General features: G+C 44.9%; 16 protein-coding genes. 15 read left to right on the forward strand and 1 reads right to left on the reverse strand.

Features of this window, described 5'->3' with window-relative positions:
- Positions 1-28: 28 nt before the first annotated feature.
- The 4 genes from apt (at position 29) to recR (ending at position 3,754) form a co-directional block, all read left to right on the forward strand.
- The gene (apt, locus tag EJ063_RS06245) at positions 29-574 is read left to right on the forward strand and encodes an adenine phosphoribosyltransferase (protein ID WP_126573174.1); all 546 of its coding nucleotides are present in this window, start codon (positions 29-31) and stop codon (positions 572-574) included.
- A 29-nt stretch (positions 575-603) separates the two neighbouring features.
- Positions 604-2,733 carry a DNA polymerase III subunit gamma/tau gene (dnaX, locus tag EJ063_RS06250; protein ID WP_126573175.1) on the forward strand — a complete coding sequence of 710 codons (2,130 nt, stop codon included), beginning with the start codon at positions 604-606 and terminating at the stop codon, positions 2,731-2,733.
- Positions 2,734-2,806: 73 nt separating this feature from the next.
- Positions 2,807-3,136 (forward strand): YbaB/EbfC family nucleoid-associated protein, encoded by a 330-nt coding sequence (locus EJ063_RS06255; protein WP_004748326.1) that lies wholly within the window; start codon positions 2,807-2,809, stop codon positions 3,134-3,136.
- A gap of 15 nt (positions 3,137-3,151) precedes the next feature.
- Entirely contained in the window at positions 3,152-3,754 is a 603-nt protein-coding gene (gene recR / locus EJ063_RS06260; RefSeq protein ID WP_126573176.1) for a recombination mediator RecR, read from the forward strand.
- A 70-nt stretch (positions 3,755-3,824) separates the two neighbouring features.
- Here the strand turns inward: recR and EJ063_RS06265 are convergent, their stop codons facing one another.
- Positions 3,825-4,073, reverse strand: a complete 249-nt coding sequence (locus EJ063_RS06265) for a YkgJ family cysteine cluster protein (RefSeq protein WP_126573177.1) — start codon at positions 4,071-4,073, stop codon at positions 3,825-3,827.
- 354 nt (positions 4,074-4,427) lie between these two features.
- On the opposite strand from EJ063_RS06265, the gene EJ063_RS06270 reads away from it, so the two are divergent.
- From EJ063_RS06270 to icmH, 11 genes are all read left to right on the forward strand, one after another.
- Positions 4,428-4,712, forward strand: coding sequence for a type VI secretion system PAAR protein (locus EJ063_RS06270; RefSeq protein WP_126573178.1), 285 nt, complete (start codon positions 4,428-4,430; stop codon positions 4,710-4,712).
- Positions 4,696-5,712, forward strand: coding sequence for an SEL1-like repeat protein (locus EJ063_RS06275; RefSeq protein ID WP_126573179.1), 1,017 nt, complete (start codon positions 4,696-4,698; stop codon positions 5,710-5,712). Before EJ063_RS06270 ends, EJ063_RS06275 begins: the two co-directional genes overlap by 17 nt.
- 292 nt (positions 5,713-6,004) lie before the next feature.
- Entirely contained in the window at positions 6,005-6,493 is a 489-nt protein-coding gene (tssB, locus tag EJ063_RS06280) for a type VI secretion system contractile sheath small subunit (protein ID WP_126573180.1), read from the forward strand.
- 52 nt (positions 6,494-6,545) lie between these two features.
- A complete protein-coding gene (gene tssC, locus EJ063_RS06285; RefSeq protein ID WP_126573181.1) occupies positions 6,546-8,018 on the forward strand; it encodes a type VI secretion system contractile sheath large subunit in 1,473 nt (490 codons plus the stop codon).
- Positions 8,019-8,023: 5 nt separating this feature from the next.
- The gene (tssE, locus tag EJ063_RS06290) at positions 8,024-8,461 is read left to right on the forward strand and encodes a type VI secretion system baseplate subunit TssE (RefSeq protein ID WP_126573182.1); all 438 of its coding nucleotides are present in this window, start codon (positions 8,024-8,026) and stop codon (positions 8,459-8,461) included.
- A gap of 4 nt (positions 8,462-8,465) precedes the next feature.
- Positions 8,466-10,235, forward strand: a complete 1,770-nt coding sequence (gene tssF / locus EJ063_RS06295) for a type VI secretion system baseplate subunit TssF (protein WP_126573183.1) — start codon at positions 8,466-8,468, stop codon at positions 10,233-10,235.
- Positions 10,199-11,209: a type VI secretion system baseplate subunit TssG gene (gene tssG / locus EJ063_RS06300; RefSeq protein ID WP_126573184.1), complete on the forward strand. Its 1,011-nt coding sequence runs from the start codon at positions 10,199-10,201 to the stop codon at positions 11,207-11,209. The genes tssF and tssG overlap by 37 nt, the downstream gene beginning before the upstream one ends.
- Positions 11,210-12,622 (forward strand): type VI secretion system-associated FHA domain protein TagH, encoded by a 1,413-nt coding sequence (tagH, locus tag EJ063_RS06305; RefSeq protein WP_126573185.1) that lies wholly within the window; start codon positions 11,210-11,212, stop codon positions 12,620-12,622. It abuts the gene before it with no gap.
- Positions 12,622-13,101, forward strand: a complete 480-nt coding sequence (gene tssJ, locus EJ063_RS06310) for a type VI secretion system lipoprotein TssJ (RefSeq protein WP_126573186.1) — start codon at positions 12,622-12,624, stop codon at positions 13,099-13,101. The genes tagH and tssJ overlap by 1 nt, the downstream gene beginning before the upstream one ends.
- A 2-nt stretch (positions 13,102-13,103) precedes the next feature.
- A complete protein-coding gene (gene tssK / locus EJ063_RS06315) occupies positions 13,104-14,441 on the forward strand; it encodes a type VI secretion system baseplate subunit TssK (RefSeq protein ID WP_126573187.1) in 1,338 nt (445 codons plus the stop codon).
- Complete coding sequence (icmH, locus tag EJ063_RS06320) at positions 14,441-15,208, forward strand: type IVB secretion system protein IcmH/DotU (protein WP_126573188.1); 768 nt, start codon at positions 14,441-14,443, stop codon at positions 15,206-15,208. The genes tssK and icmH overlap by 1 nt, the downstream gene beginning before the upstream one ends.
- Positions 15,209-15,224 lie beyond the last annotated feature (16 nt).

Raw genomic sequence — 15,224 nt, forward strand, 5'->3', positions numbered from 1 at the left:
CATCAATAGCCAATCTAAGTATAAAATTATGACGACTGAAACGATTTCTTTGATCAAAGCAAGCATCAAAAGCATTCCTGATTACCCAAAACCAGGTATTTTATTCCGTGACGTAACCAGTCTTATGGAAGACGCAAAAGCTTACCAAGCGACTATTCAGCTGTTGGTAGAAAAGTATAAAGACATGGGGTTCACCAAGATCGTTGGTACAGAAGCTCGCGGTTTCCTGTTTGGTGCTCCTCTTGCTTTAGAACTTGGTTTAGGGTTTGTGCCTGTTCGTAAACCGGGCAAACTTCCACGTGCGACGGTTGCTCAGTCATACGAACTTGAGTACGGCACGGACACATTAGAAATTCACACAGATGCAATCTCTGAAGGTGACAAAGTATTGGTTGTCGACGATCTTCTGGCGACTGGCGGTACCATTGAAGCGACGACTCAACTTATTCGTCAACTAGGCGGTGTTGTTGAGCACGCAGCATTTGTGATTAACCTTCCTGAAATCGGTGGTGATAAACGTCTTGAAGGCTTGGGCCTTAATGTTTACAGCATTTGTGAGTTTGAAGGTCATTAATCGGGTAGGTTATTAGTGGGTATAGTTTCATGAGTTATCTTGCCTTAGCGCGAAAGTGGCGACCAACCAAGTTTAATGACGTGGTTGGTCAGGCCCATGTTTTAACGGCGCTTGAAAATGCATTAGCCCAAAATCGTTTGCACCATGCGTATTTGTTCAGCGGAACACGCGGAGTGGGTAAAACCACCATTGGTCGACTGTTTGCAAAAGGGTTGAACTGCGAGACGGGTATTACATCGAATCCATGTGGTACCTGTGATACTTGCCGAGAAATCGATGAAGGCCGTTTCGTTGACTTGTTAGAAATCGATGCTGCTTCTCGTACTAAGGTTGAAGATACTCGTGATTTGCTAGACAACGTCCAATATAAGCCTGCACGTGGTCGCTTTAAAGTCTACCTAATCGATGAAGTTCATATGCTGTCTCGCCACAGTTTCAATGCACTATTGAAAACGTTGGAAGAGCCACCTGAGTATGTGAAATTCCTACTGGCAACTACGGACCCACAAAAGCTGCCTGTGACGATTTTATCTCGCTGTCTTCAGTTTCATTTGAAGCCAATAAGCGTTGATAACATCCATGAGCAGCTCGACCATATTTTGCAGCAAGAGCAAGTCACCTCTGAGCCTCGTGCCCTAGGAATGATCTCACATGCAGCCGATGGCAGTATGCGTGATGCGCTTAGCCTGACAGATCAAGCTATCGCATTGGGTAATGGTCAAGTTCTGACAGACAGTGTCGCCCACATGTTGGGCACCCTAGATACCGACCAAGCATTGCATTTACTTGAAGCGATTGGGTCTAAGCAAGCGCAGCAAGCGATGGAATGTATCTCGACAATGGCTCAAAATGGCGTTGAGTGGGATGGGTTGTTGCAGCAGCTTTCAACGCAGCTTCACCGCTTGGCGATGTATCAAGCCCTTCCTGCAACACTTGACCAAGGTCAGCCGGATGCTGAGAAGATTGAACTACTGAGTCGTTTGCTTACGCCTCAAGATGTTCAACTTTACTACCAAATTGCGTTAAAAGGCCGCGAAGATCTTCCTCTCGCACCCTCAGAGCGAGTTGGGCTTGAAATGATTGTCTTGAGAATGATGGCGTTTAGGCCTGCTTCTCAGCCACAAGCGATAGCGATTAGCACACAATCATCTGCGCCAGAAGTAAGCCAAGCGGCACCGGTACCAGCTCCTCAAGCTCAGCCTGTAAACCAACCAGTGCAGAGTGCGCAAGTGCCACCTTCACCGGTTCGTTCGGCGCCGCAACAGGCTCCGCAGCCAAGTTTTCAGCCATCGGCTCCCAGCTACGATGAGCCACCAATGAATTTGATGCCGGAGCCTCCTCATTATGAAGAGCCGGCACATGATGCACCTCAGCAGCAACAGCCAGCTCGAGATGCATCATACTCTCAGCAATCAAGCCAACCTCAGCCAGAGACAAAACCAACGTCTTCGGTGAGTGGTTTGAGGCACCAACTACGTTCTCAGCGCAAAGGGCTTTCTCCTAATCAGGGGAATTCGCCAAAAAAGGCTAATGCGACATCTGTAAAATCAGAGTCTGTTCTTGACCGTGTAGCAAAGAAACACGGCGGTTCAGGGCAGGTGTCGCCGCTATCTCACCCGAAAGCGGGTATGACTCCTGAACCTGAAAAGGATGAAGCATACCGATGGAAGCCGACCCTTCCTCAAGCCAAGAAAGAAACGTTAGAGTTAACGCCAACACTGCTCAAAAAAGCATTAGAGCATGAAAAAACACCAGAGATGGTGGAAAAGCTGGTCGATGAAAGTCTTAACCAAAGTGAATGGGCGAAGCTAATTAGTCAGCTAGAGACAGCCAAACTGACAGAGCAACTTGCGCTAAACTCTTATTATGAGAAAAGCGGTTCTACGATTGCGCTGACACTGCGTAATGCTCAAGCGCACCTGAATACGGATAAAGCTCAGAGTGAGTTGCTTGGCGAGATTAACCGAGTGTTAGAGCAAGAGTGCCAATTGACCGTTGAAGTCGGTGAGAATGGCGAGACGCCTTTGGAGCTAAGAGACAAGCTTTATCAAGGCCGATTACAGCAGGCATTCACCAGTTTAGAAAATGATCCGCATGTTCAGTTTATCGAAAAACGATTTGCGGCTCAGCTAGACTCAGAAAGTGTAAGACCAATCTAATTTGAGGGGTTGAAACTATTTGGCTTCAACCCAATCTAATAACGTAACAAGCTAAATAACCAGAGAGATAAACATGTTTGGTAAAGGCGGTATGGGCAACCTAATGAAGCAAGCCCAGCAAATGCAAGATCGCATGCAAAAGCTTCAAGAAGAAATCGCAAATATGGAAGTAACCGGTGAATCTGGTGCTGGCCTTGTAAAAGTGACAATCACTGGTAGTCACAGCGTACGTCGTGTCGACATCGATGAAAGCTTGATGGAAGACGACAAAGAGATGCTAGAAGATCTTATCGCAGCGGCATTTAACGATGCAGCTCGTCGCGTAGAAGAAACGCAAAAAGAGAAAATGGCAGGTGTAACTGGCGGTATGCAATTACCACCAGGTATGAAAATGCCATTCTAATCGAGAGACCGATTAATGCGCACCAGTCACATGCTGGAGCAATTGATGGAGGCCTTACGTTGTCTACCTGGGGTTGGCCCCAAGTCGGCGCAGCGTATGGCCTTTCATTTGTTACAGCGAGATAGAAAAGGCGGTGTTCAACTTGCTGATGCCCTAAGTCAGTCTATGACTGAAATTGGTCACTGCAGCGAATGCCGAACGTTTACCGAAGAAGAAATCTGTCACATTTGTACCAACCCTAAACGTCAGGAAAATGGTCAAATTTGTGTCGTAGAAAGCCCAGCAGATATTGCTGCGGTCGAAGCAACAGGACAGTTTTCAGGACGATACTTTGTTTTAATGGGACACCTGTCTCCATTAGATGGCATTGGACCAAGCGATATAGGACTTGATGTCCTAGACTATCGCCTACGCCGTGGTGATGTTAGTGAGGTGATTCTTGCCACCAACCCAACAGTTGAAGGTGAAGCAACAGCACATTACATCGCAGAGTTGTGTCGTGAACATCAGGTGTCAGCAAGCAGAATTGCTCACGGTGTTCCCGTTGGTGGTGAGCTAGAGTTAGTCGATGGTACAACCCTTTCTCATTCGCTACTCGGGCGTCAGAAGTTATCGTAATAAAAAACCGCAGAATCCTGCGGTTTTTTTGTATCTAGCACTCAGAGCGTTTATTTAAGTTACATAAAGCTTATGTCAGGCTTTCTAGTTCAGTAATGTTATCCAGTGCCTGCTGGTTAGTAGTTCCACAAACAATCGGGCACGGCTTGAACTGATGACATACTTTCGGTCGTTCTGGCTTTCCAAACAACTTACAAAGATTCTCTTCATTGAGCTGAACGCATCGCTCACCGGCAGGCTTACCCTCAGGCATTCCAGGGATAGCAGAAGAAATACTCGGTGCAATGCAGCACGCCCCACATCCTAATCGACAATCCATCAAATCCGCCTCAAAAAATAGAAGGGCGCGATGTTAGCAGAGATCGGCGATGTGTTCATTACAAAATCGAGCGCCTCTGTTATCCCTTTTTTGAGCGCAGTTAAAGAGCATAAAATAAATTACTGAATGGGAGTGCTATGTCTCCATGTTCATTAGATTGTTAGTATTCCTGTCGGTAATCGCATTCTGCTCATATTAGAGTCATTGGGCAATAAGCTTCTTAAACTGGGTATTAACTTGCCTAAATATTGGAAAATTATTCGGAGAACCTCGGTTCATTTGATGGATCGAATATTGCTGACGTGTCTTAGTTACATTCTCGAATTATGAGAGCAATCACTAAGGATACATTGTATGGGAAACGGAATTGTTGTTGGTCATATAGGAACAGGACACGATGGATTTCCTCCAACGCCAGTCACCTCAGGTTCATCGACTGTAAAAATAGATGGTATACCCGCAGCAAGACAAGGTGACCCCTTAGAGCCACATGATAAACCTAAACACCCAAAGCATGGCCGTTCAATCGCGAGTGGTTCTGCAAGCGTGAACATTGATGGTAAGCCAGCAGCAAGGGCGGGTGATCCGGTAGGGTGTGGTGGTGTGTTACAGGGGAGCAGCAGTGTCAATATTGGTTAGAGCATTATTGTTAGCAGGCACTTGTTTGCTTTTCTTTTCGAAAAGTCTTGTCGCGGGTGAAACGTACAGTGTTGAAACTATGTCACCGGACGAGGCTTATCAACGTGGTCGTTTACTTAAAGCACAATTTAAAAATAGAGAAGCAAGGGAGTATCTAAAGTCAGCAGCAGATCGAGGTCATGGTAAGAGCGGCTATCTCTATGCGATGGAACTACGCCGAACGGGCTATTTGCAGCGTGATCAACGAGCGTCAAAAGATTATTTAATCCGATCGGCAGAACAAGGAAATAGGCAAGCGCTAAGGTACCTTCATTTGCGAGGAGATTGGTTAACAGCAGCTGAACAAGAAAGCTATCAGCAGCGCTATTTTGATGACTTAATCAGACTAGGCGCGACTCAACCCAGCCTCGCTTATTTCCTATTGTCTGAATTCTACTTAAGCGTTGATGGTGAGCTTTCAAACTATTACCTGGAAAAGTCGATGGAGTTTGACTTCGCAAAAGCCTATATGGAAGGGGCGCGTAGAATAGAACGCGGTGAGATTGACTTTATGTTTGCTGCTAAAAGTGAACGGATTATGAAGCAATATTATCAACAAGCGGCAAATCTCGATTATCTCCCCGCTCTAAGGAAACTGGTTTTAATCTCTGAAAAAGAGGGCAATTTTCAACAAGCACTTGAGTGGCGAAAAAAAGCATTGGATCTAGGGGACATAAGCTCGCTGATCTCGATGTACAAGATCTACAGCGGTTCGAGTAGCCAATACCCATTTGTTGAAATAGATCGACCTCGGTCTTTAGCTTATTTGATGCTTTATCTAGAAACTGCTGGTGATAGCACCTTCAGTGCCGTGTATCGGCAAGCAAAAGTAAACCAGTCAGAACTAGCAACTCTCGCGTCGGAAGCACAGATGGCGGAGGCGAAGAAACTTAAAATTGCGCTTAGCGAAGGGGTCGTTTTTTACCACCATGATGGAATTTGGGAAGATTTAAAGTATTAATTTAGCAGTGTGTGTTGCGAAACTCTTCATAGAATTTAGAGGAGTCCCTAACGCAACCCCCATGGTTCCTTTAAGGTGTTTTTATGCAACGGAATCTCGAAAGCGTAGCACTGGCATCTTTGTTTATCAAAACGTACCTAACGTCACCTCCCGGAAGAAGAAGCCCGTTTGAGTCGAATTAAATTACGATAATTTAGGCGCCATTATCGATTGGTCGTGGATAAATGACACTAAATCAATCGGTTACAGCCTACATGTACACCAACCTACATTTAAATGGAGAACCTAGATCATGTCTAAGGAAGGAAGCGTTGCTCCCAAAGAACGAATTAATATTAAGTATATCCCTGCTACAGGTGACGCTCAGGCGGAAGTGGAACTGCCGTTGAAAACGTTTGTTGTTGGTGATTTCAAAGGGCATCCTGAAGCGCTACCAGTCGAGGAACGTAGTACAGTTTCAGTCGACAAAAACAACTTTGAATCTGTGATGCGCGAGAGCGAATTAACGATGTCGACTACCGTAAAGAATAAGTTGAGTGACGATGAAAACTCCGATCTTCACATTGAGTTGACCTTTAGCTCGTTGAGTGACTTCTCACCTGATTCAATTGGCAGTCAAGTGCCGGAATTAAACAAGCTGATTGAGTTACGAGAGGCTCTTGTAGCGCTTAAAGGACCTTTAGGCAATATCCCTGCTTTTAGAGAGCAACTAGAACAACTACTAAACAGTGAAGAGTCAAGAGAGAAGCTTCTTTCAGAGCTCAATCTGGTCAGTGAATAAGAAATAAATCAGGACTTATAACATTCGTCATTTAATGGATTAGGAATACTAAATGTCTACAGAAACTGTCATTGAAAGACCGGAACTCTCACAGGCTAGTCTGCTTGATGAAATCATGGCTCAAACCAAGATTGCGCCTAGTGAGGAAGGTTACGATATTGCCAAAAAAGGCGTTGCAGCGTTTATTGAGAATTTGATCGGTTCTCAGCAAACGGGTAGTTCAGTGAATAAATCGTTAGTCGATCAAATGCTGGTTGAGTTAGATAAAAAAATCAGTGCGCAGATGGATGAAATTCTTCATGACGATCAATTTCAAGCGATGGAGTCGTCATGGCGAGGTCTAAAGCTATTGGTCGATCGGACGGATTTCACTGAAAATAATAAGATTGATTTGTTGCATGCGACCAAAGAAGAATTGTTAGAAGATTTTGAGTTTGCACCTGAAGCGACTCAATCAGGCTTGTACAAACATATCTACTCTTCAGGTTATGGTCAGTTTGGCGGAGAACCTACTGGAGCGATCATTGGCAATTTTACCTTTACTCCTTCAACGCCAGACATGAAATTGCTGCAGTATATGGGCTCACTCGGAGCGATGGCACATGCCCCATTTTTATCCAGTGTTGGTCCTGAATTCTTTGGCATTGATTCGTATGAAGAGCTACCCAATATCAAAGATGTAAAATCCATTTTCGAAAGCCCTAAATATACGAAATGGCGCTCTTTACGTGAATCAGAAGATGCACGTTACATTGGTCTAACCGCACCGCGCTTCTTACTTCGTGTCCCTTATGACCCAGTAGAAAACCCAATTAAGTCCTTCAATTACAATGAAAGTGTTTCGGGGTCCCATGACCACTATCTTTGGGGAAATACCGCATTTGCTTTTGCAACGAGATTGACCGAGAGCTTTGCCAAATACCGTTGGTGTCCGAATATTATAGGCCCCCAAAGTGGCGGGGCCGTGGAAGACTTACCAGTGCATGTGTTTGAGTCTATGGGCGCTCTACAAGCCAAAATCCCCACAGAAGTATTGGTTACTGATCGCAAAGAGTTTGAATTGGCTGAAGAAGGTTTCATTGCTCTCACTATGCGAAAAGGAAGTGATAACGCGGCGTTCTTTTCTGCAAACTCTATTCAAAAACCGAAAGTTTTCCCGAATACGAAAGAAGGCAAAGAAGCGGAGACCAACTACAAATTAGGAACTCAGCTGCCTTATATGATGATCATCAATCGCTTAGCTCACTACATCAAGGTGTTACAGCGAGAGCAGATTGGCTCATGGAAGGAACGCCAAGATCTTGAGCGAGAGTTGAATACATGGATTAAACAGTTTGTCGCAGACCAAGAAAACCCACCTGCAGATGTTCGTAGTCGCCGTCCATTAAGAGCAGCAAGGATTGAAGTGGCTGACGTAGAGGGAAATCCAGGTTGGTATCAAGTGGCCCTCTCTGTTCGACCTCACTTTAAATATATGGGTGCGAACTTTGAGCTGTCACTTGTTGGCCGCTTAGATCAAGCGTAAAGGTCATGGCGTACTGTGCACCAGAAGAAAGTACGTTTGGCGTTGGCTTCTTCGAGCGTTTAGAAGCCAACTCAAGCGATTACTCTCTTACTCAAGGGCCTGAGGCCGCCAAGGTGTTGGCCTCAATTAAGCTAAATGTCTCTCGGGTGTTAAATACCAGAGAAGGTGGAGCACAAAGTGTCCCTTCGCTTGGTTTAATCGATTTTAATGACGCAACTTTAGATACCTTAGATCTGTCACTGAAAATTAAATTGGCGATTCAACAATGTTTAAACCGCTATGAACCAAGGCTGAAAAATATTGAAGTGAGGTCGTTTAGTGACCCTTGTAGTCCGCTCGCACTTCGTTTCCAGATCATTGCCGCCATTAATAGTGACGCAATACATGACAAGGTTCAGTTTGATCTCATGCTTGAACAAAATAGACAATATCGGGTGATTTAGGCAAATGACTCAAGATAAATACTTTAGAGAAGAACTTACCTTTCTGAAAGAGCAGGGACGTGAGTTTACCGAGATTCACCCTCAATTGTCGCGCTTCCTTCATGGGCGCACGATGGACCCCGATGTGGAGCGGTTACTAGAAGGTTTCGCATTTTTGACTGGGCGTCTACGCGAGAAGGTTGATGATGAGTTTCCAGAGTTAACGCATTCAATGATCAACATGCTTTGGCCCAATTACCTTCGCCCAGTACCGAGCATGAGCATTTTGGCATTTTCACCGGATCACAGCGTCAGTGAAAAACAAGTTATTGAACAAGGGACACAAGTCGACAGTAAGCCGATTCTTGGCACTCAATGCCATTTCAAAACATGCCGAGATGTCACCTTATACCCATTGAGTTGTAGTGGGGTGAAAGCGCTTCATACTCGCAAGGCAACGGTTATCGACTTAAACCTTGAGCTGCAAGGTGATACCACTTTAGGTAATGCAGATATTGATGCCTTAAGGTTTTACCTTGGTGGTGATAAATACAGCGCTCAAATGCTCTACCTATGGCTGAACCACTATTTAGATAAGGCTTCAGTAGAAGTCGATGGTGTTGAGTTTTCCTTGCCGAAGGAATGTTTCAAAACGGTAGGCTTTGAAAGAAAGGATGCTTTATTACCTTACCCAAATAACGTTTACGAAGGGTATCGAATCTTGCAGGAATACCTCTCTTTTCCTGAAGCGTTTTACTTTTTTGATCTCTCTGGGGTTAAAAAAGCAATGCCTGGACATATCACTGGGTCGCTGACATTGAAGTTGTACTTCACCAAGACTCTGCCTGCCGAGGTTCGAGTTCAACAGGAAAACTTTCAATTGTATTGTACTCCAATCATCAATTTATTTGATCACGACTCCGATCCTATTGACTTATCTGGGCGTCAGACTGAGTACCGAGTGATGCCTTCAAGTTGTTACCCCTCTCACTATGAGGTCTTTAACATAGAGTCTGTGACCGGTTGGCAAGACCGTTCAGTGAATGGGCAGCGTATTCGAGGTTCAGAACGTCAATATGCGTCTTTTGAGAGCTTTCAACATGAAGTGGAACGGGTACGAAATCGTAAGGCGTTGTATTACCGCACCCGAGTAAAAGAGAGCATTCGAAACGATGGTTTTGAAACCTATATTTCTTTTGTGCGAAGTGACGAAACCACTTCTCTTGATCTCGATGAAGCAATATCTATTAAGTTGATGTGTACTAATCGACTGTTGCCCTTGGAATTAGGTATTGGGGATATTTGTCATTCAACGGAGACATCACCACCGTTTGCAAGCTTTGAAAACATTACTTTGCCTTCTCAGTCTTTAAGGCCGGTTTTAGACGGCAGTTTACTATGGACCTTGATCTCAAATTTGTCGCTTAACTATTTATCACTGCTCTCTAAAGACGCTTTGTGCAGTGTATTGAAAGCGTATGATTTTAAGGCACTTGTTGACCGTCAAGCTGAACGAATCTCACGTCGACGTTTAGACGCAATACAGAAAATTGAATCTAGCCCGCTCGATAAAATCATGAAGGGTCGCCCTATCAGAGGATTGCAATCGAAGATTTATATCGACCAATCAGGATTTGGCAGCGAAGGGGAAGTTTATCTATTTGGGACCGTGTTAAGTCATTTTTTAGCGCTTTATTCGAGCATTAACTCATTTCATGAGTTGCACGTTATCAACACAACGAATCGGGAGAAGTATACATGGGGGCCTCAGGAAGGGATGCAACCGATCATGTGATGGATAACGCTCAGGTCGACTTTCCAAAACTTACGAACGTGCATGATTACAATTTTTATCAGTTGGTTGAGTTACTTCAAAAACTCCATCAATTGAACCCAGAGGACGAGGAATGGGAAAGACAATGCAAACTGGTTTTTAGTGCAAATACCAGTTTAGGATTTTCACCTTCGGACGTAGAGAAAGTGACTCATCGAGACGATGAACGCATGGTGATGCTCACCAATTTTTTTGGCTTATCTGGAGCACAGTCGCCTCTACCTGGTTTTATCGTCGAGCAACTGGTGAATGAAGACCCGGGAGGCATGAAACAGCCATTTTTCGATTTTTTTAATAACCGATTGATCAATCTGGTTCATCGAATTTGGCGCAAGTATCGCTATTTTGTTCGCTTTCAGCCCAATGCTGAAGATGAATTTTCAGCCCAGTTACTGTCTTTGGTTGGATTAGGGCTCCCGGAGTTGAGAGGGGACACGCCAATCAATTGGTGCAAGATGCTTGCTTACTCCGGAACGCTTGCGGGACGAAGCCGTTCACCACAGGTCGTCGCTGGCATCATTGCGCACTGCTTTGATTTAGACCATGTCGAGATTCGTCAATGGACACCTCGTACGGTGAAAATAGAGCGTTCACAACAGACTTCGATTGGTGTGTTGAATTCAGCGCTTGGGAGCACAAGCATTATTGGGGAGTCGGTTGTTGACTGCAATAGCAAGTTCACTATCTGCATTGGCAACTTATCTCATAGTAAGTTCAGTGATTTTTTACCATCAGGGAAAGAGTTCAGTCCTTTGTGCAAACTGATCGAGGTTGTTCTCAGAGAGCAAATGGCATACGACTTAGAGCTCACAATGAATCGCTGTGATGCCCCTGACTTTAGATTGGGTATGTCCGGTGAAGGCGCACTTGGTTGGACTTCTTTTTTGAACGGACAAACTCAAGAGCACAATGTGTTAATTCAAGTGAGGCAGTAAATGGAAATTACCGAGTTACCCAAGCTGACACTGCTTGTCGTCAATGCGCAGATACTAGAATCGAAACTCTCGGCGCTTATTTCGTGGAATAGTCACGGAGGGGTCATCGGTTCTTCATCAGAAGCTGACTGGCAACTGCAGAACGCCAATCAACCCATTGACGAAGAACATTGCGAAGTGGTGGTGGTAGATGGTGCATTTTGCCTTCGAGATCTATGTGGAAAGACGTATTTAAACCACTCCGATATGCCTATTGGACAAGGGGGATTGGCGAAGTTAGTCCATAGAGATCGAGTACAGGTGGGCCCTTATCAGATTCGAGTGATGCTAGGTGATTGTGAGGATGAGTTGGTTGCAGAGCCTTTGTCTCATTGGTATCCCAGCACAAAAGAGGACTTAGTTGCGGATGGGAACTTTGATGAAGCGGATACACCTCAGAATGAACCCACAGTAAATACAGATCCACTAAGCGCGCTTGGAAACGGAAAATCTCAAGGCCATGAGGACTCGCTCTTGGATGATGAACATCTCTCAGTCAAGCATCCTAATCACACATTACAGGCAGACAGTGAGCATCAAATATCGTCATCAATGACACTGAAAAAAATCTTAACGTTTGGCTTTGGTTTAAAGAAAAAGCAATCGCCAACCAATGGTCGTAATAACGACACTGGTTATCCAAACACAGATCTTGAAGTAGACCAACCTACAACACACAACGTATCAGAGGGCTTAATAATGGACGAACAAGTGCTTGATCTCATTGAAGAAGAAGCTGCAAAAAGCATCCACTCAGCACCAGAAAGTGCATCAGGGACGAATCACTTACTGACTGGGCCAATGTTGAATGGGCTAGGGGTAGACGTTGAAAATACAGACAGTGTAGAGCGGATGCACCTGCTGTCTCAAGAAATGGGTGAGTCATTGCAAGCTTGCATTCAAGGCATTTTATCACTTCATCAGCAAGTCAACGATGGACGATTCGGCACTTTGAATCGAAACCTACAGCCGATCGAAGATAACCCACTTCGATTAGGACTCTCTTATGAAGAGACGATCAAGACCTTGTATGACGGTGATAAAAGTCATGTTCACCTATCTGCAGCTGCAGCCATCCGTGAAAGCCTCGCGAATGTTCAAGCTCATAATGAGGCGATGCAATACGCGACAAGTGAAGCTTTGGGCCAAATACTCAGGTCGTTTTCTCCCGACGTGTTACTTCGCCGCTTTAATCACTACAAGCGCCAACATCATGTAAGCGACCAAGGTGAAGATGCTTGGGCGTGGGAAATGTATCAAAACTATTATCAAGAGCTCACCTCACAGCGACAGCAAGGCTTCGAAAAGTTGTTTTGGGAAATCTTTGAGCAAGCGTATGACCGAAGAATTCGTGAGAAACAGATGGAGTTTTAATGGTGAAAAATCCGTTAATCATTGGCCTGCTTTCTTTTGTCTTATCGGCGTGCAGCAGCACAGAACCTTATGTGCCCGAAAACGCACCGACAACGGTTACGTTCAGTTTAGTCGCCGATGAAGGGGTAAATCCAAGCGTTTGGGGGCAGGCCTCGCCGGTCGAAATTCAGGTATTTGAGCTGGTGGATGACTCAATGTTTATGTCAGCAAGTTATGACCAGTTAAGGGACGACCATAAGAAGGCGCTGAGAAGCAATTTTGTGAAGCGATATGACTACGTGATGCTACCGGGTCAATTCAAGTTTGTGAATCAAATCGAAGTTGATGACGAAACCAACTATATCGCTGTATTGGCAAACTTCTCAGATATTGAGCTGAGTGAGTGGAAGAAAGCCGTCAAGGTGTTGAATAAAGGTCGGGAATATCACTTGCTGATGTTACTCAGCGATTACGATGTAAAACTGGATAGGGTGGAATAACGATGTTTTCACGCAACCGTGTGATATGGAATGAAGGGTTGTTTATTAAGCCACAACACTTTCAACAACAGCAAAGGTATACGGAGTACTTTGTTGATGAACGTATAAGCTCAGTGAGTCGTTACTTATATGGTGTTTCAGAGTTTTCTTTTAACCCAGAGTATCTCTCTTTCGGCCGTATAGCCGTTGAGCGTGCAGTGGGCATCATGCCAGACGGAGCGGTTTTCCGCATCCCTCAAGAAGAAATGCTGCCCGATGCACTTGAGATAGAAGACGCGTCACTTGCGAACCAGCTGGTTTACTTAGCGGTTCCTCTTCGAAGTGAATCTTTGCGTGAAGTGAATTGGCCTGAGTCTCAAGGCACAGGGCGTTATGACAGTCAGCGGTTAGAAGTGAGGGATGTTCACACACTGCAAGGCGATATGACGACGATTGATGTTTCTCCATTCAAAGTCCAGCTGATGCTAGAGAAAGAAGATCGAAGTGCTTTTACGTCTATTGCTGTCGGAAGAATTCTTGAAAAACGCCCAGATGGAAGTGTTGTGATGGATTCTGATTTTATCCCTTGTCACGTCAACGTTGTGGGGAATCAAGCGCTTCATCGTTTTATCAATGAAATGTCTGGCCTTATGCGTGAACGCGCAAAGAACATCGCTCAACGTATCAGCTCACCCTCGCAAGGTGGTGTGGCCGACGTATCTGACTTCATGTTACTCCAAGCGCTTAATCGACTTCAGCCACAAGTACAACATCTGGCCGAGCTACGCAGTTTGCACCCAGAGCGATTGTTTGAGTGTCTGTCGACCATCGCGGGTGAGCTAGCGACATTTACCGATGAAAGTCGAATGCCACCAAAGATGGTGAGTTATAACCACGATATGCCCACGGAATCATTCTGGCCTTTGATTCGACATTTACGTCAGGCATTGAGTGTTGTCTTAGAACCAAGAGCGGTCGCGATTCAGTTAGACAAACGTAAATACGGTTTGATGGTAGCGCCAATTCAAGACCCGCAGTTGATGGAAAGTGCGGATTTCATTATCGCAGTGAAGGCTCGCATGCCGATGGATGAATTGCGCAGACAGTTTACTCAGCAGACCAAAGTCTCTTCAGTAGAAAAAATTCGAGAGTTGATCTCACTGCAGTTACCGGGTGTGCCATTAGTTGCCTTGCCAGTCGTTCCTCGTCAACTGCCTTACCATGCAGGTTATCTCTATTACCAACTCGATAAAACAAGTAGCGCTTGGCAACAACTTTCAAATTCTAGCGGATTTGCCCTTCATATCGCCGCGGCATTTGAAGAGCTTGAATTGCAGTTTTGGGCGATCAGGAGTCAATAATGGATAAGAAAAGCTCAACATATAGCCACCTCCTTTTCGATGATGTCGAGAAGATAAACCAAGACCAAGACTATTGGTTTCAGTTGAGAGGAAATATGTCTAATCCCCTGGTTGATGCAGCAACGCCTTTACTGGGCCTTTCTGTTCGAATCAAGCAATTGACTGAGTGCGACAACATTGAGTCCATTTATGAGCAAACCATTGAAGAGATAAAGACCATTGAAATCGAGCTGAAAGAGCTTGGCTATGACCATGCGGTATTGATGGCATATCGTTACATCCTGTGCACATTTTTAGATGAAGCGGTCATGGGCAGTCAGTGGGGAGCTTCTACCGTTTGGGCGGCTCATTCTATGTTGTCCCGTTTTCACAATGAAACTTGGGGCGGAGAGAAAGTGTTTACCATCTTGAAGCGAATTGAGTCAGAGCCGGCACAGTACCGTGAACTTTTGGAATTCCTATATCAGTGTCTTGTCCTTGGTTTTGAGGGTAAATATCGCGTGATTGAGTCTGGGCAAGTAGAGCGAGATAAGGTTATCGAAAGGCTTTATGCATTGCTTTATGACCGACATGGCGAGGCCTTGGCCCCGTTAACTAAAGCAACCGATCATGTTGTTCGATCGAAATATGCGTTGAGAAAACAGCTTCCTATTTGGTCCATTTTTGCTGGCTTTACTGCGTTATGGGTCGGGGCGTTTCTTGGTTATAGCTACTCGTTACATGTCAAAACGAGTGATGTCATCGAACAACTTAATCAAATTTTATAAAGAATTAGACAGGCTA

The organism is Vibrio aquaticus (genome assembly GCF_003970385.1).
GTDB lineage: Bacteria > Pseudomonadota > Gammaproteobacteria > Enterobacterales > Vibrionaceae > Vibrio > Vibrio aquaticus.